Below are 19,676 nucleotides of genomic sequence, written 5' to 3'. Positions count from 1 at the left end.
TTATGCGAAGCTATGAGCATGAAACGATATGAATTAACAAAAGAACAATGGGAACGAATCAAGCCGCTGCTGCCACCGGAAGAAACGGGAAAGCGGGGTCGTCCCCGGAAGGATAACCGGATCATGTTCAACGGAATGCTCTGGATCGTCCGGAGCGGTGCGCAGTGGCGTGAGCTGCCGGCGACCTATGGTCCTTGGCAGTCTATATACGCAAGATTCGCCAAATGGCGGAATGAGGGCACTCTGGAAGCGGTATTCCACACACTGTCTGCGGACGCGGATATGGAGAACCTGAGCATGGACTCCACTTGCGTAAAGGTGCATGAAAGCGCAAATGGCGGGGAAAAAAACGGCGGATAAGGCGGTTGGCCGTACCAAAGGCGGGTGGAACACAAAGCTCCACGCTGTCGTAGACGGTCTGGGAAACCCGGTGGAGTTCCTTCTCTCCGCTGGAAATGACCACGATTCGGTTCACGCTGTTGAACTGCTGAAAAAGGTCAGAATCGGCGGGAGTGCCGTGCTGGCAGACCGGGCCTATGGTGCCCGGACGATTCGGGAATATATCTCAGCGCACGGGGCCAGCTATGTGATCCCGCCGCAAAGCAACGTTTCCGATCCCTGGCCGGTTGACTGGCATCTGTATAAAGAACGCCATCTGGTGGAGTGTTTTTTCCAGAAAATCAAGTGGTTTCGCAGAATCGCCACCAGATATGACAAGTCGGATGCTTCCTTCCTAGCCTTTGTGTATCTTGCCTCCATCGCTATTTTGTTGCTTTAGCACAATCTCCGCCTTTTTTCAAACAAGCCCTAGTCCAAGGGAGTTTTCTTTGTTACTGTTTTTAAATACAATTCAGGGTCCCCATTCAAAATCAGTTCGGCATAGGACAGCGGATCATTATAGATCAGCCAGTCCAGTTCTGACCGTTGGTACATACTGTTCGCTACCTCGTTCTCCACGGCGGTGCAGTCGATGGACAACGGGGTTCCATCTTCCATGCACAGCTCCACGCAGGCAGTGTCCGGGTTGAACTCACAGAACAAAATCTTTCTCATACTCGTTACCTCCCAATACTTGAATTTCAGTTGATTTTCCGCAGCGGCACAAGGGCCGTTTCGGTTGTTTTAGATACAGGCAAGCAATGCGTGTGGATAGCCACACACAAATCCGGCAAGCAATGCGAGTGTTAATACACACTCACATTTCCTGCCGTTTGCTTGTTGAGGGCAACGCCCCCAAGCCCCTTCTGAACACAGAATTTCATTCTGTGGCTGCGCGTTCTGCGAACGCTTTTTGTCTGTACCCGGCGCCCCGTTTCGGGGCATAGGGTGTCGTGAAACGCGACATCCTATGGTACTTTTAGGGCACCCTAAAATGAGGCACCCTCCTGGAAAATGGGGTGGTAAAATACCATCCCAAGTTTTCTTCCCGCGACGGTGGCGACGGTCGCAACGGTGCTGGGAGTACCCCTCAAAACACCGTCGCGACCGTTGCGAGCGTCGCGCTTTACTCGATTACTTCAAACGCGGGTGCTTCCACCACCATGTAGGCCAGCCGAATACGCCGTCCGGCGTGTTTGGTTTTGTTCTCGTACTTTACCTGATGTTCTTCCAACAGACGGTTGGCATTCACATTCAGATGCTTGGTGAGCCGGTTTACCGCCATATCAGTCTGAATCGCCTGGGCCAGCTCGGTGGGACTGCCTTCCCATTCGCGGTTGTCAGCAGATACAATCTTTGCTACGGCTTCCAGTACCGGGTCTGGAGGCTGCTTCCAAAGCTCATTCTCTGCATGGTCAAGACCCCAAACTAGGCTCTCTTGTTCTTTGCTCAGATACAACCGCTGATCCGGCTGGTCTCTGCCTACCACTTCCAAGGTTGCCCTGCTATCTGTCCGCTTTTCCTTCTGCATCAGGAGCGCACCATCCGCACAGCCCAGCAAGCCCGTGGTGCCGGAAATCATTTCAAAGCTATCTCCCGCAGGTTGCTTTCTGGTGTGGTGGACAATCAGGACGCAGACGCCATATCGGTCAGCAAATTGCTTCAGCTTGCCGATCACCTCATAGTCGCTGGAGTAGCTGTAACTATCGCTCACTGCCTCCCGGACTTTTTGCAGGGTAGCGGTAGACCGCCCGCCAGGTGTTTGTCTTTTCTTCCTTATAGACTGCCATGATTAGCCCTCCTTTCCCGTCCTGCCATAGCAAAACTTTTCCATGAAAAAGTTCCGATTGACCCGCCCGGAGATGGTCAGATAGCCCTTCTCCCGGAGCTCAGCGTTGAGCTTATGGATCACCTTGTAGGCGTGGGACTTGGAGATGCCCAGCTCCTGGGCCACTTCCTCCACGCGCATAAAGTTTTGTGCCTGCATTGAAAATACCTTCCTTTCTTCGTTGATGGCTGCTGCAGCTGGATATTGTGTTCCATAAATGCCTCCTCACTTTCGTCCGCCACTTTTTCCCGGATGTATAACCAGAGATTGCGGCAGTTCTTTTTTATTTTATCGATTCTAATCTATTATGCTTAGTATATTGTCATTATACTAAGCATAATAGCTTGTGTCAATCGGAGTACGCAAAATAAATTAAATAAAATTATTTAGTATTCTCTTGACTTTACTAAGCATTTCTGCTACGCTTTTCTTAAGGAAAACCAACGATTGGAGTTGATGATATGGCAATTGGCGAACGGATTCACTTTTTCCGTCTCCTGCGGGGGATGACACAGAAGTATCTCGGCATGGCGCTGGGTTTTCCGGAGAAGTCTGCTGATGTGCGCCTGGCTCAGTACGAAACAGGATCAAGAACCCCCAAAGCAGACCTTACTGCCGCCTTAGCCCAGGTACTGGATGTCTCGCCCCATGCCCTCTCTGTCCCGGATATAGACTCCTATGTGGGGCTGATGCACACCCTGTTTACCCTGGAGGACAACTACGGGCTCAAGATCAGCGAGATGGATGGAGAAGTCTGCTTGAAGGTCGATGTGCGTAAGAACAAGGACGCCGCCCGACTGCACGAGATGCTCTGTTCCTGGCAGCAGGCCGCTGCCATGCTGGAGGCGGGCGAAATCTCCAAAGAGGATTACGACAAGTGGCGCTACCATTACCCTGAATTTGACAAGTCCCAGAACTATGTGAAGGTGCCGCCCCAGGACCTCTTTTGATCCTCTCACTTGCAGGCCACGGGAGAGGCCGTTTGTTGCACAAAATAATAATAAAAAGAAAAAGAGAGCTAACTGACTAATCAAAATCAGTTAGCTCTCTTTTTATGAATAATGAAAAAATGTTGCCAAATCGTTGCCACAAAGGGCATTAACCCATCAAAAACCCAGTCATATCAGGCTTTTCTGGGCCTCTGAAATCATTCCCACTCGATGGTTGCGGGGGGCTTAGAAGTGATGTCGTAGACGATGCGGTTAATGCCGGGGACCTCGTTGACAATGCGGGTGGAGATCCTGTCCAGCACGTCATAGGGGATTCGAGCCCAGTCGGCGGTCATGAAGTCGCTGGTAGTCACCGCACGGAGGGCCAGAGTGTAATCGTAAGTGCGGCCATCGCCCATGACACCCACCGAGCGGGTGTTGGTGAGGACGGCAAAATACTGGTTAATACTCTTGTCCTCACCAGCGGCAGCGATCTCCTCCCGGTAGATGGCATCGGCATCCCGGAGGGTATCCAGCTTCTCTTTGGTGAGGTCGCCGATGACCCGGATGGCCAGGCCCGGCCCCGGGAAAGGTTGACGCATGACCAGGTACTCGGGCAGGCCCAGCTCCCGGCCCAGCTGCCGCACCTCATCCTTGAACAGCAGCCGCAGCGGCTCGATGATCTCTTTGAAATCCACGTAGTCAGGCAGACCACCCACATTGTGATGGCTCTTGATGACAGCGGCATCACCGGCGCCGGACTCGATGACATCTGGGTAGATAGTGCCCTGGACCAGATAGTCCACCCGGCCGATCTTCTTGGCCTCCTCTTCAAAGACCCGGATAAACTCCTCGCCGATAATCTTCCGCTTGTGCTCCGGCTCGGCCACACCGGCCAGCTTCAGCAGGAACCGGGTCTCGGCATCCACCCGTACAAAGTTGATATCCCACTTGGAGAAAGCCGCTTCCACCTCATCGCCTTCATTTTTCCGCATAAGACCGTGATCCACGAAGACACAGGTGAGCTGATTCCCTACCGCCTCAGCCAGCAGGGCGGCAGCCACAGAGGAGTCCACGCCGCCAGAGAGGGCCAGAAGCACCTTGCCATCCCCCACTTTCTCTCGGATGGCACGGATGGCAGTGTTCTTGTAGTCCCCCATGGACCAGTCGCCCACCGCGCCGCAGACCTCGTAAAGGAAGTTGTGAATCATGTCGGTGCCATGCTGGGTGTGGTTGACCTCGGGGTGGAACTGGACACCGTAGAAACCGCGGATTTCGTCGGCGATGGCCACATTGGGGCAGTTGTCAGAGTGAGCCACCAGAGTAAATCCAGTGGGCACCTTCTCCATATAGTCGCCGTGGCTCATCCAGGACACACCCTCAGCAGGCAGGCCCTTGAAGAGCTTGCAGGCGGTGTCATAATAGGTCTCCGTCTTGCCATACTCCCGGGCAGTATCATCCTGAGCCGCGGTGACCCGTCCTCCCAGAGTATGGGCCATGAGCTGGCAGCCGTAGCAGATACCCAGCACAGGTACCCCCAGCTCAAAAATAGCCGGGTCCACATGAGGCGCCTTCTCATCGTAAACACTGTTTGGGCCGCCGGTGAAAATGAAGCCAATGGGCTCCATATCCTTCAGGGTCTCCAGGGAGGTGGTGTAGGGCTTGACCTCGCAGTACACGCCACACTCACGGACACGCCGGGCGATCAGCTGATTGTACTGGCCGCCAAAATCCAAAACGATGACAGTCTGATGGGACATCATCCAGCCTTCTTTCTCTTTTGTGGAATCGTTCCTTTCCTTCCGGAAGGGAATTTTTATAGTTTAGAATATCACAATTTAACCCCCGCGCGCAAGTAAAAAGGCTTCTGAAAAAGACTGCCACGGACCATCCTTCTTTTGTAGCAATAATACAGCCGCCCCAGAAACTCTAGGGCGGCTGTATTTATGATTTGGTTAATTTGCGCGCAGCAGTCCGCCAACATGACTCCAGGCAGGCTCAGAATTGCTCCTCTCACTCCCTCCGTCTGGAAGGGAAAAAGGCGGGAAACACCCCGAAATGAGAACCCAGCCCGTGGAAGAGCGGAAAACAGATCAGGAGGGTGATGCCCTGGACCCACAGGGTATAGTTCTCTGTACGGTATTCCTCACTATACTTGGCGGCGTTCCCTGTCATGTCCACATAAAAGTCGGTGCGGTCCAAGGGGTATCCAGCGGTAATCTGGTCCATAAAGGAAGCGTTTTCCTCCAGATCGGCCCACACCACCTGTCCCACAGGGAGAATTGCCGCTCCGGAGTAAATATCTCCCTGGTTCTGGACGTTCTCCAGGTTGATCCAGGCGGCCACCCGTTCCCCGGAGGGGAGGCGCAGATTATAAAGGTACATATCCTCGTAGTAGCCTGCTCCCTCGTTGCGGTAAGAGATTCCCTCGGAGACAACGGTAAAGGTATCCATTGTCAGCAGATCCTCCACACTCTCCGCTCGGGGGACGTCCTCATCCGCCATGCTCCCCGGTTCTCCGGGCAATGCAGTATGAGCCGCTGCATAGTCAGCATAGGTGGCCGCGCTGATGGAGGCCGTTACAGACGCCGTACCCAGTGACACGAGATAGGACAGGAGAATGCACAGCCAGATGTCAAAACGCAGTCTCCGGCGAAGCCGCATCGCCTCTCCCCCCTCAGATCTCGGTGATGTCGATGGGTCTGAGGTCGGCGCTGCGGCCCTGCTCCCGGACGGTGAGGATGGCGTGAGCGGTATCGATGGCGGTGACACAGGCCACGGAGTGCTCCACGGCGGCCCGGCGGATCTTAAAGCCGTCGGTGTCGTGCTTGCGGCCCTTGGTGGGGGTGTTGATGATGAGGTCGATGGAGCCGGAGGCGATCATGTCCAGAATGTTGGGGTGGGCCTGGGAGACACGTGCCACCTTCCGGGCGGGGACACCAGCGGCATTGAGGGCGTTGCAGGTACCGGAGGTAGCCAGAATCTCGATGCCCATATCCTCCAGACCCCGGGCGATGCCGATCATCTCGCCCTTGTCCTCGTCCTTCACGGTGATGATGACCCGGCCGCCCTTCTTGGGCACCTTCATATTGGCGCCCTTGAATGCCTTCAGCAAGGCCTGGGGGAAGGACTCGGCCAGGCCCAGGCACTCGCCGGTGGACTTCATTTCGGGCCCGAGGCCGGTGTCCACGTCGGTGAGCTTCTCAAAGGAGAAGACAGGCATCTTGACGGCATAGTAGTCGGCCTCGGGGTAGATGCCGGTGCCGTAGCCCAGGTCCTTGAGCTTCTGGCCCAGCATGACCTTGGTGGCCAGGTCGATAATGGGCACACCGGTCACCTTGGAGATATAGGGGATGGTGCGGGAGGAACGGGGGTTGACCTCGATGACGTAGACCTGGTCGTTGTAGAGGATGAACTGAATATTGATGAGGCCGATGACCCCCAGGGCCTTGGCAAGATCATAGGTGTATTTGAGGATGGTCTCCTTGTGCTTTTCCTCGATGTGGAGGGGCGGATACACCGAGATGGAATCTCCGGAATGGACACCGGCCCGCTCCACGTGCTCCATGATGCCGGGAATGAGAATATCCTCGCCGTCAAAGACGCCATCCACCTCTACCTCGCGGCCCATGAGGTACTTGTCCACCAGAATGGGATGCTCCTGGACCGTCTGGTTGATGATGCGCATAAACTCCACGATGTTCCGGTCGTTATAGGCAATCTCCATGCCCTGGCCGCCCAGCACATAGGAGGGCCGCACCAGCACGGGGTAGCCCACCTCGTTGGCGGCGGCGAGAGCCTCCTCGGTGGTGAAGACGGTATTTCCTGCGGCACGGGGGATGCTACACTGCTGCAGGATCTCGTCGAACCGCTCCCGGTCCTCGGCGGCGTCCACGCCGTCAGAAGAGGTGCCCAGGATGGGCACGCCCATGTCGGTGAGGGCCTTGGCCAGCTTGATGGCGGTCTGGCCGCCGAACTGGACCACGGCGCCCCAGGGCTTCTCCAGCTCCACCACATTCTGCACGTCCTCGGGGGTCAGGGGCTCAAAGTAGAGCTTGTCGGCCACATCGAAGTCGGTGGAGACGGTCTCGGGGTTGTTGTTGATGATGATGGTCTCGTAGCCCAGGCGCTTGAAGGCCCAGACGGAGTGGACCGAACAGTAGTCGAACTCGATGCCCTGACCGATGCGGATGGGGCCGGAGCCCAGCACCAGCACCTTTTTCTTCTCCGGGTCGGCGGTGTAGGCGTGGGCGGGAGCGGCGGACAGAGACTCGCACACCGGGGCGTCGCCCCACTCGTGGGGCATGGCGGCCTCGTTCTCCTGGTCATAGGTGGAGTAGTAATAGGGGGTCTGGGCCTCGAACTCGGCGGCGCAGGTGTCCACCATCTTGAAGGCGGGAATAATGCCCATGGACTCCCGGAGCGCCTTGATCTCGGGCGCAGTCTTACCGGAGAGGGCGGCGATCCAGGCATCGGAGAAGCCCATCTCCTTGGCCTGACGCAGGGTGCGCTCGTCCAGGTGACCGCGGTCCAGCTTGTCCTCCATGTCCACGATATTCTTGAACCGATCCAGGAACCAGATGTCCATCTTGGTGATCTTGTTGATCTTCTCCGGGGAGAAGCCGCGGCGCAGGGCCTCGGCCACCACAAAGAGCCGCTGGTCGTCCACGTTGACCAGACGGTCCTCGATCTCCTCGGTGTAGAGGTCCTCCAGACCGTCCATGCGCAGGGACTTCACCGGCAGCTCCAGGGAGCGGATGGCCTTCATAAGGGCACCCTCAAAAGAGTTGCCGATGGCCATGACCTCGCCCGTGGCCTTCATCTGGGTACCCAGAGTGCGGCTGGCGGTGGTGAACTTGTCAAAGGGCAGACGGGGCAGCTTCAGGACACAGTAGTCCAGTGTAGGCTCAAAGCAGGCAGTGGTCTTGCCGGTGACAGCGTTGGGGATCTCGTCCAGGGTGTAGCCCAGGGCCACCTTGGCGGCCACCTTGGCGATGGGGTAGCCGGTGGCCTTAGAGGCCAGGGCGGAGGAGCGGCTCACGCGGGGGTTGACCTCGATGACGGCATACTCATAGCTGTCGGGGTTCAACGCCAGCTGGACGTTGCAGCCACCCTCGATCTTCAGGGCGGAGATGATATCCAGGGAGGCGGTGCGGAGCATCTGGTACTCCTTGTTGGCCAAGGTCTGGGTGGGGGCCACCACGATGGAGTCGCCGGTGTGGACACCCACAGGGTCGATGTTCTCCATGGAGCAGATCTGAATGACGTTGCCGGCGGAGTCCCGCATGACCTCGAACTCGATTTCCTTCCAGCCGGCGATAGAGCGCTCGATGAGGACCTGCCCCACCCGGGAGAGGTGGATACCCCGGTCGGCGATCTCACGGAGAGAGGGCTCGTCATAGGCGATGCCGCCGCCGGTGCCGCCCAGGGTGTAGGCGGGGCGTACAATGACGGGATAGCCGATGGAGTTGGCAAAGTTCACGGCGTCCTCCACGCTCTCCACCACGTCGGAGGTGACGCAGGGCTGGCCGATCTCTTCCATGGCGTCCTTGAAGCCCTGGCGGTCCTCCGCCTTGCGGATGGACTCGGGGCTAGTGCCCAGCAGCTTCACATTGTACTCGGCTAAAATGCCCTGCTCGTGGAGGTTCATGGCCAGGTTGAGGCCGGTCTGACCGCCCAGGGTGGGCAGGATGGAGTCGGGCCGCTCCTTCTGAATGACCTGAGTCACCGAGGCGATGTTCAGGGGCTCGATGTAGACGTGGTCGGCGATGTCCTTGTCGGTCATAATGGTGGCGGGGTTGGAATTGACCAGCACCACCTCCACGCCCTCTTCCTTCAGGGCGCGGCAGGCCTGAGTTCCGGCGTAGTCGAACTCGGCGGCCTGTCCGATGACGATGGGGCCGGAGCCCAGCACCAGCACCTTTTTGATATTTGGATTCTTGGGCATTACCAGGCGCCTCCTTCCATCCGGCGAACGAACCGGTCAAAGAGATATTCCGTGTCCTTGGGTCCCGGGCTTGCTTCGGGGTGGAACTGTACGGTATAGACGTTGCCGTTGGTATAGCGCAGTCCCTCCACGCTGCCCTCATTGACGTTGATGTGGGAGACCTGGGCCACCTCGGGCTTCACGCTCTCGGCGGTGACCACATAGCCGTGATTCTGGCTGGTGATGAAGACCCGGCCGGCGTCCAGATCCTTCACCGGGTGGTTGGCGCCCCGGTGACCGAAGCGCATCTTCCGGGTCTCGGCACCGGTGGCCAGGGCCATGAGCTGGTGACCCAGGCAGACGGCGAAAATGGGAATACCGGAGGCGTAGAGCTCCTTGATCTCGGCAATGATGGCCACATTGTCAGCGGGGTCGCCGGGGCCATTGGAGAGCATCACGCCGTCAAACTTCCCGGAGAGAATCTCCACGGCGGTGGTGTGGGCGGGGAACACAGTGACCTCACAGCCCCGCTCCTGGAGGCAGCGGATCATGTTCTCCTTCACGCCGAAGTCCAGCAGGGCCACCCGCAGCTTCTGCCGGGGGATGGAGGGATAGACCTGGACCTCCTCCCTGCTCACCCGCTCCACGGTGCCCTGGACCCGGTAGGCCCGGATGGGCTCCAGCAGGTCCTGGATAGAAAAATGCTCCGCACAGGTGATCATACCGTTCATGGTACCCTGACTGCGGAGTATACGGGTGATGGCACGGGTGTCCACGCCCTGGATGCCCGTGATACCGTGTTCCTTTAAATAATCATCCAAATCGCCTTCACAGCGGAAATTGCTGCCGCGCCGGGACAGGTGCCGCACCACAAAGGCCTCGCCCCAGGGACGAGAGGACTCGTTGTCTTCCGAATTGACGCCGTAATTGCCGATGAGGGGATAGGACATCACGATGCCCTGTCCGGCGTAGGAGGGGTCGGTGAGGATCTCCTGGTAGCCAACCATGGAGGTGTTGAACACCATCTCACAGATCCGGTCCGCCGTGGAGCCGATGCTCTCCCCTGTAAAGGTCATGCCGTTTTCCAGGATCAAGGTCGCCTTCATCTATCACAGCCCGCCTTTCTCTTCCAGTTTATCCGTTCGATTTTAACCCAAATCCATGCCCTTGACAACTGCATTTTCTTGCAGAATTGCAAAAACGTGTTTTTGGACAAATTATATGTATATTCCATCCTTTTATGCAGTCATTCCGCATCAAATGCTAAAAAACATGCAGTTTTCCTAATTATTTTTCTGGTGCATTTTTGAGTGGGACCACGTCGATAACCACCACTTCCGGTGGGTTGAAGATCCGGGGTACCCGGGTGGACTCTCTAGCCAGGCCACGGCTGACGATGAGGGTGCTCTCCCCCAGCTCGTACCGGCCACCGGCAAAAGCGGGGAAAAAGCCCTGGTTGGGAGCCAGGAGCCCGTTGAGGAGGAATGGGATGCGCCACTGTCCCCCATGGGCATGGCCGGCCAGGATGAGGTCGAAGCCCTGCCCCTCGTAGGCGCTGGTCCGCTCCGGCCGGTGGGTGAGGAGGATGGAGAACCCCTCCCCCGCTGCCCCATGGGCGGCGCTGGCAAGCTGCGCCTGCCAGACGTCTGTCCCAACCGCCGGATCGTCAATGCCGCAGATGTGGATGGGCTGGCCCTGAAAGACTACGGTCTGCCCCTCACCTTCCAGCACGGTAACGCCGCTTTCCGCGATGCGGGCTTTCATCTCCTCCGCACGGCCGCTCCAGAACTCATGGTTGCCGGTCACATAGAAGGTGGGATAAGCCCGGCCCAGAGTCTCGATGACGGTCCAGGCGTTCTCCTCCGGCAGAGTCGGGTCGTCGTCCAGAATGTCGCCTCCCAGCAGCACCAGATCAGGGTGCTGTTCCTCCACCATGCCCAGCAGCTCCCGCTGACCCTCACCGTAATCGCAGGCGTGGAGGTCGGTGAGCAGCACCACTCGGACGGATTGAGAGACCTTAGCGGACTCCACCGTATAGTGACGCAGGGTGAGGCGGGTATTGAGGGCGGCAGCCGCCACCGCGATGGCCGCCGCTGCCGGCAGCAGGATGCGCAGGTGCTTTTTCTTCATGGGGACCTCCGGGTACTCCTGACGGATTTTCCTCTATTATAGCATAGGAACGGTGGTGGCAAAAGGCAAACAGATAGATCTGAAGCGAAAAAGCCGCTTTGCCCATCCTGTGCCGGATTGATAAACGAATGCGGGCCCCCCGGAGTACCTGAGGGCCCGCGCAATGTATCAGGAAACCCGGTCAGGCGGGTTGGATGTAGATCGCAATTTTATCTCCTGTGTAGTCTTCGTGTCCCGTCGCAAAGGAGAGGTCTACATGAAGGATGGTATAGGAAACCAAATATCCGTAACCTTCATAATAAAACTTCTTTTCTCCCAAAATGTTCGACAGAAATTTTCCTTCAAATCCACAGGCCTCCATGGCGTCCTCATAGTCATAAAAGAAGCCGATATCCAGATAAGGCGGGAAAAAGGAGTTTTCCCTTTTCTGGAAGTCGTAGGCGCTGTAATAATATGTGGTCACATCAGAGGTATAGGCGTCTGCGGCATCAAAAATTTCCTCCATCTCGGCAGGGAGCCGCACGTCTTCCTCATCGGGAGCCGGGATTCGCTCCAAACCATAAATAGCCCCGAAGTCCGGAATGGAAGGAAACTCCGCATACATGGGATATCCGGCGTCTGCCGGGTCTTTGATGCCGCCGAAGTTGGCCAGCACCGTCTCATACTCCTGCTTGACCGTCGGCTCGGCACGGTAGAAAGTAGCCCCAGACCAGATGAAGCAGTCCTCGGGGACCAACAGGTTGGTGGTAAATTCAATGGTGCGGGTATCGTTTCCCGTGACCTTAAAGCCGTCTTTAGAATTGCCATCCACCTGCTCATAGGTCGTATTCAGCGTAAGCTTTCTGACATTTTCATCCTCGTTGATGGGCTCTGAGGTCATGGTGTATGTTCCGTCGTAGATCTGGAAGTCTGCAAATAAAAAGTCAATAGGGAAATAAAGAAAAATTGAGGAAAGAAAAAGGGCATACCAAAAGCGGTCAGCAAGTAGAGGCCGCTGGCCGGATAGTCAGGTATGTAACAATGCACATTACTTCTGAGGCAGAATAGGGCTTGTTTGAAAAAAGGCGGAGATTGTGCTAAAGCAACAAAATAGCGATGGAGGCAAGATACACAAAGGCTAGGAAGGAAGCATCCGACTTGTCATATCTGGTGGCGATTCTGCGAAACCACTTGATTTTCTGGAAAAAACACTCCACCAGATGGCGTTCTTTATACAGATGCCAGTCAACCGGCCAGGGATCGGAAACGTTGCTTTGCGGCGGGATCACATAGCTGGCCCCGTGCGCTGAGATATATTCCCGAATCGTCCGGGCACCATAGGCCCGGTCTGCCAGCACGGCACTCCCGCCGATTCTGACCTTTTTCAGCAGTTCAACAGCGTGAACCGAATCGTGGTCATTTCCAGCGGAGAGAAGGAACTCCACCGGGTTTCCCAGACCGTCTACGACAGCGTGGAGCTTTGTGTTCCACCCGCCTTTGGTACGGCCAACCGCCTTATCCGCCGTTTTTTTTCCCCGCCATTTGCGCTTTCATGCACCTTTACGCAAGTGGAGTCCATGCTCAGGTTCTCCATATCCGCGTCCGCAGACCGTGTGTGGAATACCGCTTCCAGAGTGCCCTCATTCCGCCATTTGGCGAATCTTGCGTATATAGACTGCCAAGGACCATAGGTCGCCGGCAGCTCACGCCACTGCGCACCGCTCCGGACGATTCAGAGCATTCCGTTGAACATGATCCCGTTATCCTTCCGGGGACGACCCCGCTTTCCCGTTTCTTCCGGTGGCAGCAGCGGCTTGATTCGTTCCCATTGTTCTTTTGTTAATTCATATCGTTTCATGCTCATAGCTTCGCATAACTTGGTTTCTTGTGCAACTTTTATTTTTCAAACAAGGCCTAAACGTGCTCGAGCCCTGCTTAAAACAATCCTCCTCCAGCATAATATTGGAATCATAATTCAAGGACGGACATTCGACGCCCTCATCTACACGGCCGTTTCCGTTTATAACGGAAACATACAGGTAATCCGACATCTCCAGCACCATGTGGCACACGTTGGGGTCCGAGGCCAGCATCTCAGAATGTACGGTGACCGTGCCTTTCCAGGCGTTATATCTTTCGCTGTCAGCGTGATATCTGATGAGTGTAAGGTTATCTCCATTGAAGATAAGCTCAGACTTCATCGTCAGCGCACCGTAATTATACGATTCCGCATACCAAACACCCTGCAGATCATCCAGGGTGATGGGGCCGTCGAACTTCTTGGTGGAGGCGGGAACATTAGGTGTACTGGGGGCGGCAGAGAGGGTGAAGGTCTTACGCAGACTCTTGTCGGCCATGCGGGTGACGATGGTGGCCACCTCGGAGCGCTGGATGGTGCTGGTGGGCTTGAAGGACCCGGCGGCGTCGCTGCCGGTGAGGATGCCGGCGTTGTAGAGCTTCAGCACGGCGGCGGCGTAGGCGGCGCTGCCGTCCAGGTCGGGCAGAGCGGTCACCGAGTTGATGGCGGGCAGGGCCTCGTCTGGCAGAGCGGCGGCCAGAATAGCGGCGAACTGGGCCCGGGTGGCGGTGGCTGTGTAGTCGGTGTAGGCGTTGGCGGCAATGATCCCGCTGGCCACAGCGTAGTCCACATAGGGCTGATACCAGGTGCCGCCGTCAACGGCGAAGGTCTCCCCGTCCCCCACATAGGTGCTGTGGAGGCGGCAGGCCAGGACCAGGGCCTCGGCAACGGTCAGGTTGCCGTTGGGGTTGAAGGTGGTCTCGCTACTGCCGGTCATCAGGTCCAGTTCATAGGCGGTTTGGACGTTGGGAGCAAACCAGGCGTCGGCAGGGACGTCGGTGAACTGCCCGGTGGTATAGGTATTCACCTTGTCGAAGTTGTCCAGCCCGGCGGCCAGGGCCGGGGCTGTCAGGCTCAGGCACAGGGCGCTGGCCAGCACCAGGGACAGGATGCGTTTTTTCATGTTGCCACTCCTCCTTACAGTTTGGTTACTGGAAAAAGGATACCACAAAACCATCCCTGGGAAAATATGCTGGCTGCATCGTCTTTTTCCCGCCAGATGTGCCCATTATGGGAATAAAATGTCCTTTTTGAGTTCATACTGATGAGACTACTTTATTTCTCTGGAGGTCCTGATCATGGTCATTGGCGTGGTGCGCACCGTCATCCTCTATCTTCTCATCATTTTGGGGATCCGACTCATGGGTAAGCGCCAAGTGGGAGAACTGGAGCCCTCGGAGCTGGTGCTGGATCTCATCATCGCGGATCTCGCCGCCGTGCCCATGCAGGACTTTGGAATTCCGCTGCTCTCCGGTGTACTCCCCATCCTCGCCCTGCTCTGTGTTACCATGATTCTCTCGGTGCTTACCATGCGCAGCGTCCGCTTCCGTGCTGTGCTTTGCGGCCGTCCCAGCGTTATCGTCAGAGACGGCAAGGTGGATCAGCAGGAGATGCGCCGCAACCGTTTCACTGTGGACGAACTACATGAGGAACTCCGTGCTCAGGGCATTACCGACCTCAATACCGTCAAATACGCCATCCTGGAGACCAGCGGTCGGGTGTCCGTCCTGCCCAAGGCCGCCGAACAGCCGGTGACCGCCGGTCAGATGGGCCTCTCCCCTCAGGAACCCGGCCTGCCGGTGGTGCTCATCAACGATGGCCGTCTCATGGAAAAGGCCCTAAAGGCCCAGGGCTTGGACCGGAATTGGCTGGACCAGCGGCTGGCTGAGCATGGGGTGTGCTCACCCTCCCAGGTCTTCCTGCTCACTGTGGACGAGGCGGGCGGCATCTGCTTCGTGGCCCGGGAGGCGGTGTGAGATGCGGCGGCTTTGGATCTCCCTGGCCCTGCTGGTATTGATTTTCGCCGCCACCGTGGGCAACTCCCTCTATCTCAAGCACCTCACCGGGACCATCACTGACCTGTTGGAGGAGGCCCAGATCCTGGCTCAGCAGGAAGACTGGGAGGAGGCGGATGCTCTGACCCGGGAGGCACTGAAGCACTGGCAAGCCCGGGAGCTCTACCTTTATACCACCCTTCGCCACGCCGACACCGATGAGGTCTATACCAGCTTCCGGGAGGTAGAGGGCTTTCTTCGCACCCGGGAGCCCCAGGAGTACGCCGCCTCCAACGCCCGTCTTATCGCCCGGCTGGAGCTAGTAGCCTCCATGGAGCAGTTCAACCTGCAAAATCTTCTGTGATCCCACAGGGTGGGCCTTTCCTGTTCCATCGCAAAGCCTCTGCTTTAGCTCCTCCCCCTTGTCACCTTATGACGAAGAGAGTATAATGGGGGTGACTCAGGTTTGTCCTGACGCCAATAAAAGGAAAAGAGGAGATCACATGGAACAGCATCACCCCACCCTGCGCCGTGTGGCGGCCGGAACGCTGGCCGCTGTCATGCTGGTCGGCTGCGCTGGTGTCACCGCCTTCGCCGCTGAGGACGATGCCTTTACCCTCGGCATCTACTCCACCACCGACATGCACGGAAAGTGCTACGACCTCAATCCCATTGACGGCAAGGAAGTCAAGAACAGCTACCTGAAGGTGGCCACCGCCATGAAGGAAGAGCGGGCGGCCATGGACGGCACCATTCTCATCGACAACGGTGACATCATCCAGGGCAGCTCCATCATCAGCTACAACATGAACATGGAGGGCGGCGTGGACAACCCCATGGCCATCTGCCTCCGGTACATCGGCTACGACGCCTTCATCCCCGGCAACCACGAGTTCAATTTCGACATGGAGACCCAGCAGATTTTCTATGACATGCTGGCCGATACCACCGACAAGTACCCCGGCACCCCGGTAAGCGCCCTGTGCGCCAACTACATCAACATCGAGACCCAGGAGCCCAACCTCACCCCCTACAAGGTCATGACCTTTGATGTTGGCGGCAAGGAGTTCAAGGTAGGCATTCTTGGCTTCGAGAATGTGAACGTCCCCAACTGGGATCTGCCCACCCACTATGAGGGCTCCGACTTCGTCCACAAGGACAACACCGACCGGACCTACGCCTATGAGTGGGTGAACTACTGGCAGAAGGCCCTCCGCGAGGATGAGGGCTGCGACTTTGTCATCGTCTCCTGCCACTCCGGCGAAGACAGTGGCCTGGTGGGCGCCGGTGACGGCGACGCCGTGGATACCGGCAAGACCGACTTCTCCCCCGAGAACCAGGTTCGCCACATGGTGGAGAACACCACCGGTATTGATATGGTCATCGCCGGTCACAACCACACCGTGGGTGTGACCGAGATGAAGAACGCCGACGGCCAGACCGTCCCCTGCGTCAACGGCGGCACCTCCACCCTGACCAAGACCGTGGTCACCATCGCCGCCGACGGCACCTTCACCATCGGCCAGAGTGAAAACCTGGACCTGAATGCCTATGAGAACGACGCCGGCCTTAAGGAGCTCATGCAGCCCTACTATGACCGGACCCTGCCCTTCATCACTGAGCAGATCGGCACCCTCTCCGGCGACTGGGACGACGAGACGGATCTCTTCCATGTCCAGAGCGACACTATGAACCTGGTCCACGAGGCCCAGCTGTGGGCCACCGGCGCCCAGCTGTCCCTGGCCTCCCCCGTGGCCAACAAGGATTTCTGCATCGGCCAGCTCCTTGGCGATGCAGAGACCGCCCCCATCAGCCTGAAGGACTGCTACTCCTTCTACAAGTACGATAACAACCTCATCTACATGATCCAGATGACCGGCAAGCAGATCAAGGACTGGCTGGAGGACTGCACCAAGGACTTCACCGTGGAGGCCGACGGCACCATCACCGGCGGCGGCTTCGGCACCGACCAGCTCTACGGCATGGATTATGACATCTACATGGGCAACCCCGAGGGCAGCCGCGTGGTCAATCTGACCTATCAGGGTCAGCCCGTCACCGACGACCAGACCTTTACCGTGGCCCTCAACTCCTACCGGCTGTCCGCCAACGCCGCCGGCGATGAATTTGGCTGGTACGCCACCACCGGCATCACCATGGGCACCGACGCTGTGCTGTGGGATGGCTCTGTCTCTGAGGAGTTCGGCTCCATCGGCGGCTCCGTCACCCTGGTTATCGCTGAGTACATCAAGGCCATGACCGCCGAGGGCAAGGACATCACCCCGCCCGAGGCCAAGAGCCACTGGACGCTCAATGCCGGCGCCAGCGAGAGCACTGAGGTGGCCGACACCATCACCCGTCAGGACTTTGTGGAGAAGCTCTACACCGCTATCGTGGGCGATGCCTCCGTGGAGGTTTCCCCCGCTGCCTTCATCGATGTGACCGACAGCTACGCCGCGGACTGGGCCGCCGACCAGGGTATCATTTCCGGCGACGGTACCGGCAAGTTCCTGCCCGATCAGGCCATCACCCGTGAGCAGGCCGCCATCATGCTGATGAACGCCGCCACCGCTCTGGAGAAGGGCCCCACCGGTGCCTGGGCTGTCCAGATCCCCTACACCGACGCTGCCTCCATCTCCGGTTGGGCTGCCGACGGTGTCATGTGGAACGTCATCGCCCAGTACATCACCGTTGGCGAGGACAACGCCTTTAATCCTCAGGGCACCATCACCAGCACTGAGGCCGACGCCATGATCGCCGCCCTCACCGCTGTTGAGGCTGCGGCATAAGCCTTCCCTCATTCCCTATTAAACAGCAAAAGGCTGGCCCGGACATTTGTCCGGGCCAGCTTTTTTATTTGTCCCCGTCCATTTTATTTCCGTCGCTTGTCCGCATCATTTTGACGCGCCACTCCTGCTCCCAACCACGCTCCCCTCACCGTCCGAACACGCTCCGCCGTTTGCAACAATTACACCGCATTTACAGCAGTATTGCATCCAATCCGCAAAGAAATTCAAACGATTCTTAACCCTTATTTCATTCTATATCCTGTTTCAGGGCATGAAAAAAGCGAGGGCGCGCTGGATATTTCCAACGCACTCTCGCTTCAAATTTGGGTCAAAATCATGGGACGATGTGCCATTTTTCGGGGGACGGGGTCATCATTATTTGCTGTCGATGAGTTTGCTTAACTCTTCCATAAAGGTACCAATGTCCTTGAATTGGCGGTAAACCGAAGCGAAGCGCACATAGGCCACCTCGTCCACATCCTTGAGCTTTTCCATTACCAACTCGCCGATGACCGAAGAGTTGACCTCCCGCTCCATGTCGTTTTGGAGGGCCTGCTCGATCTCCACTGCGATTTTTTCCAGCTTGGACATAGGGACCGAACGCTTCTCGCAGGCCTTGAGCATACTTCCCAACAACTTGTCCTTATCAAAGGTCTGACGGCTACCGTCTTTTTTAATTACAACCAGCGGCAGGCTTTCCATCGTCTCATAAGTGGTGAAACGCTTATGGCACTCCAGGCACTCCCTCCTGCGCCGAATGCTGGTGCCCTCGTCAGAGGGTCGTGAATCTACAACCTTGCTCTCCAGATTTCCGCAGAACGGGCACTTCACGGGTACCGCCTCCTTCTTTCAGTCCTGCTGGTCCAAAATTTCTCTTGCACGCATTATACCACAGTACCTGTAGAGATGGTATATTTTTTTGAAAAACTTGGGGGCTCAAGATGTAAAAATATCCTCTGACGGAAAAAGTGTGTATAGTTTGATACGAGGTGCGCCATACTAGTCTCAGAACGGCAGAGGTCCGGCGGAAACCATCCGCTTCAGCCTGTGCCCGGCTGGAAAAGAGGTGATTACACCATGAAGGACGATCAGAAGCCCACCCGCACCGAGCCCCAGGCCCGTAAGGAGGAGCAGCCTGCACAGAACCGTAAGAAGGAGCAGAAGAAGTCTGACCAGACCCGCTCCTGAGCAGACATAGTCAACAGGTACGAGACGCCGGAGAGACTCCTCTCCGGCGTCTCTTTCTTTGTTCTCCATTCCGTCACAGTCCCGGTACATCCGGCATAGGCTGGGTTGGAGGTCATGAGCATGATGAATTTTTCTCCCCGCAAGTCCATGGACGCTGCTGAGTATGCTGCGTCTCTTCGGGCCGGTCAGGGGTACTGCAATGAGACGGCGGAACCTCAGACCGGTAGCGTTCGCTGCTGTCATCACAGCCGTCCGCCTGTCTGTCCCCCTTCTCCCTGGCCCAATTGCTGCCCACCCATCCCCGAATGCCGCTGCTGCTGCCCCGGGCCTCAGGGTCCTACCGGCCCCACTGGCCCCACTGGCATGACAGGTGTCACAGGCGCTACCGGCCCCACCGGTGCCACTGGTCCTTCCGGTGGTCCTACTGGCCCTACTGGCCCCACCGGTCCTACTGGTCCCACCGGTCCCACTGGTCCTACCGGTCCCACTGGTCCTACTGGTCCCACCGGTCCCACTGGTCCTACCGGTCCCACTGGTCCTACTGGTCCCACTGGTCCTACTGGTCTCACTGGTCCTACTGGTCTCACTGGTCCTACTGGCCCCACCGGCCCTACTGGCCCCACCGGCCCTACTGGCCCCACCGGTCCTACTGGTCCCACTGGTCCCATTGAGGCTGC

The 19,676-nt window shown here is 57.4% G+C and carries 16 protein-coding genes and 2 pseudogenes; 6 read left to right on the top strand and 12 right to left on the bottom strand.

All coding sequences use genetic code 11. The annotated features are described in order from the left end of the window. Positions 1–12: 12 nt before the first annotated feature. A pseudogene (locus E0E29_RS11345) lies at positions 13–778 on the top strand (IS5 family transposase). A gap of 29 nt (positions 779–807) precedes the next feature. Here the strand turns inward: E0E29_RS11345 and E0E29_RS11340 are convergent. From E0E29_RS11340 to E0E29_RS11330, 3 genes are all read right to left on the bottom strand, one after another. Continuing rightward, positions 808–1,053 (bottom strand): DUF6061 family protein, encoded by a 246-nt coding sequence (locus tag E0E29_RS11340; protein WP_130849947.1) that lies wholly within the window; start codon positions 1,051–1,053, stop codon positions 808–810. A gap of 451 nt (positions 1,054–1,504) precedes the next feature. Next, the gene (locus E0E29_RS11335; RefSeq protein WP_341273105.1) at positions 1,505–2,092 is read right to left on the bottom strand and encodes a hypothetical protein; all 588 of its coding nucleotides are present in this window, start codon (positions 2,090–2,092) and stop codon (positions 1,505–1,507) included. 78 nt (positions 2,093–2,170) lie between these two features. Further along, on the bottom strand, positions 2,171–2,365 hold the full coding sequence (locus E0E29_RS11330) for a helix-turn-helix domain-containing protein (protein WP_130849946.1): 195 nt from the start codon (positions 2,363–2,365) through the stop codon (positions 2,171–2,173). Between the two features lie 302 nt (positions 2,366–2,667). Between E0E29_RS11330 and E0E29_RS11325 the strand changes: the two genes are divergently transcribed. Next, on the top strand, positions 2,668–3,156 hold the full coding sequence (locus E0E29_RS11325) for a helix-turn-helix domain-containing protein (RefSeq protein WP_087232410.1): 489 nt from the start codon (positions 2,668–2,670) through the stop codon (positions 3,154–3,156). 197 nt (positions 3,157–3,353) lie between these two features. Here E0E29_RS11325 and guaA read toward each other — a convergent pair whose 3' ends face one another. The 8 genes and pseudogenes from guaA to E0E29_RS11285 form a co-directional block, all read right to left on the bottom strand. Further along, positions 3,354–4,895 carry a glutamine-hydrolyzing GMP synthase gene (guaA, locus tag E0E29_RS11320; protein ID WP_130849945.1) on the bottom strand — a complete coding sequence of 514 codons (1,542 nt, stop codon included), beginning with the start codon at positions 4,893–4,895 and terminating at the stop codon, positions 3,354–3,356. A 253-nt stretch (positions 4,896–5,148) separates the two neighbouring features. After that, positions 5,149–5,799: a hypothetical protein gene (locus E0E29_RS11315; RefSeq protein WP_130849944.1), complete on the bottom strand. Its 651-nt coding sequence runs from the start codon at positions 5,797–5,799 to the stop codon at positions 5,149–5,151. Positions 5,800–5,812: 13 nt separating this feature from the next. Continuing rightward, positions 5,813–9,082, bottom strand: a complete 3,270-nt coding sequence (gene carB / locus E0E29_RS11310; RefSeq protein ID WP_130849943.1) for a carbamoyl-phosphate synthase large subunit — start codon at positions 9,080–9,082, stop codon at positions 5,813–5,815. After that, positions 9,082–10,167, bottom strand: coding sequence for a carbamoyl phosphate synthase small subunit (locus E0E29_RS11305; protein ID WP_130849942.1), 1,086 nt, complete (start codon positions 10,165–10,167; stop codon positions 9,082–9,084). Before E0E29_RS11305 ends, carB begins: the two co-directional genes overlap by 1 nt. A gap of 181 nt (positions 10,168–10,348) precedes the next feature. Then, positions 10,349–11,191 carry a metallophosphoesterase gene (locus E0E29_RS11300; protein WP_130849941.1) on the bottom strand — a complete coding sequence of 281 codons (843 nt, stop codon included), beginning with the start codon at positions 11,189–11,191 and terminating at the stop codon, positions 10,349–10,351. A gap of 181 nt (positions 11,192–11,372) precedes the next feature. Next, complete coding sequence (locus E0E29_RS11295; RefSeq protein WP_130849940.1) at positions 11,373–12,071, bottom strand: hypothetical protein; 699 nt, start codon at positions 12,069–12,071, stop codon at positions 11,373–11,375. 196 nt (positions 12,072–12,267) lie between these two features. Next, positions 12,268–13,034 (bottom strand): annotated as a pseudogene (locus tag E0E29_RS11290) (IS5 family transposase). Next, positions 13,015–14,151: an S-layer homology domain-containing protein gene (locus tag E0E29_RS11285; protein WP_165449881.1), complete on the bottom strand. Its 1,137-nt coding sequence runs from the start codon at positions 14,149–14,151 to the stop codon at positions 13,015–13,017. Before E0E29_RS11285 ends, E0E29_RS11290 begins: the two are co-directional and overlap by 20 nt. Positions 14,152–14,326: 175 nt before the next feature. Here E0E29_RS11285 and E0E29_RS11280 point away from each other — a divergent pair, with 175 nt between their 5' ends. From E0E29_RS11280 to E0E29_RS11270, 3 genes are all read left to right on the top strand, one after another. Next, positions 14,327–15,004, top strand: a complete 678-nt coding sequence (locus E0E29_RS11280; RefSeq protein WP_130849938.1) for a DUF421 domain-containing protein — start codon at positions 14,327–14,329, stop codon at positions 15,002–15,004. 1 nt (position 15,005) lies between these two features. Next, positions 15,006–15,386: a DUF4363 family protein gene (locus E0E29_RS11275; RefSeq protein ID WP_130849937.1), complete on the top strand. Its 381-nt coding sequence runs from the start codon at positions 15,006–15,008 to the stop codon at positions 15,384–15,386. A 139-nt stretch (positions 15,387–15,525) separates the two neighbouring features. Then, positions 15,526–17,811 carry a 5'-nucleotidase C-terminal domain-containing protein gene (locus E0E29_RS11270; protein ID WP_165449880.1) on the top strand — a complete coding sequence of 762 codons (2,286 nt, stop codon included), beginning with the start codon at positions 15,526–15,528 and terminating at the stop codon, positions 17,809–17,811. Between the two features lie 375 nt (positions 17,812–18,186). On the opposite strand, the gene nrdR is transcribed toward E0E29_RS11270, so the two are convergent. Then, positions 18,187–18,642 carry a transcriptional regulator NrdR gene (gene nrdR, locus E0E29_RS11265; protein ID WP_130849935.1) on the bottom strand — a complete coding sequence of 152 codons (456 nt, stop codon included), beginning with the start codon at positions 18,640–18,642 and terminating at the stop codon, positions 18,187–18,189. A 662-nt stretch (positions 18,643–19,304) separates the two neighbouring features. Here nrdR and E0E29_RS18750 point away from each other — a divergent pair. Further along, positions 19,305–19,670: a hypothetical protein gene (locus E0E29_RS18750; protein WP_242622476.1), complete on the top strand. Its 366-nt coding sequence runs from the start codon at positions 19,305–19,307 to the stop codon at positions 19,668–19,670. Positions 19,671–19,676: the final 6 nt, after the last annotated feature.

The sequence above is a fragment of the Intestinimonas timonensis genome (assembly GCF_900626145.1).
GTDB lineage: Bacteria > Bacillota > Clostridia > Oscillospirales > Oscillospiraceae > Intestinimonas > Intestinimonas aquisgranensis.
Note: the sequence above shows the minus strand (reverse complement) of the source record. Positions and strands in the feature narration are given on the sequence as shown.

Bases quoted from the DNA above. Each gene is read 5' to 3' on its own strand.
- guaA (WP_130849945.1), bottom strand. From the start codon at position 4,895: ATGTCCCATCAGACTGTCATCGTTTTGGATTTTGGCGGCCAGTACAAT.
- E0E29_RS11305 (WP_130849942.1), bottom strand. From the start codon at position 10,167: ATGAAGGCGACCTTGATCCTGGAAAACGGCATGACCTTTACAGGGGAG.
- E0E29_RS18750 (WP_242622476.1), top strand. From the start codon at position 19,305: ATGCCGCTGCTGCTGCCCCGGGCCTCAGGGTCCTACCGGCCCCACTGG.
- E0E29_RS11340 (WP_130849947.1), bottom strand. From the start codon at position 1,053: ATGAGAAAGATTTTGTTCTGTGAGTTCAACCCGGACACTGCCTGCGTG.
- E0E29_RS11270 (WP_165449880.1), top strand. From the start codon at position 15,526: ATGGAACAGCATCACCCCACCCTGCGCCGTGTGGCGGCCGGAACGCTG.
- carB (WP_130849943.1), bottom strand. From the start codon at position 9,082: ATGCCCAAGAATCCAAATATCAAAAAGGTGCTGGTGCTGGGCTCCGGC.
- E0E29_RS11315 (WP_130849944.1), bottom strand. From the start codon at position 5,799: ATGCGGCTTCGCCGGAGACTGCGTTTTGACATCTGGCTGTGCATTCTC.
- E0E29_RS11285 (WP_165449881.1), bottom strand. From the start codon at position 14,151: ATGAAAAAACGCATCCTGTCCCTGGTGCTGGCCAGCGCCCTGTGCCTG.
- E0E29_RS11300 (WP_130849941.1), bottom strand. From the start codon at position 11,191: ATGAAGAAAAAGCACCTGCGCATCCTGCTGCCGGCAGCGGCGGCCATC.
- E0E29_RS11275 (WP_130849937.1), top strand. From the start codon at position 15,006: ATGCGGCGGCTTTGGATCTCCCTGGCCCTGCTGGTATTGATTTTCGCC.
- E0E29_RS11330 (WP_130849946.1), bottom strand. From the start codon at position 2,365: ATGCAGGCACAAAACTTTATGCGCGTGGAGGAAGTGGCCCAGGAGCTG.
- E0E29_RS11295 (WP_130849940.1), bottom strand. From the start codon at position 12,071: ATGACCTCAGAGCCCATCAACGAGGATGAAAATGTCAGAAAGCTTACG.
- E0E29_RS11325 (WP_087232410.1), top strand. From the start codon at position 2,668: ATGGCAATTGGCGAACGGATTCACTTTTTCCGTCTCCTGCGGGGGATG.
- E0E29_RS11280 (WP_130849938.1), top strand. From the start codon at position 14,327: ATGGTCATTGGCGTGGTGCGCACCGTCATCCTCTATCTTCTCATCATT.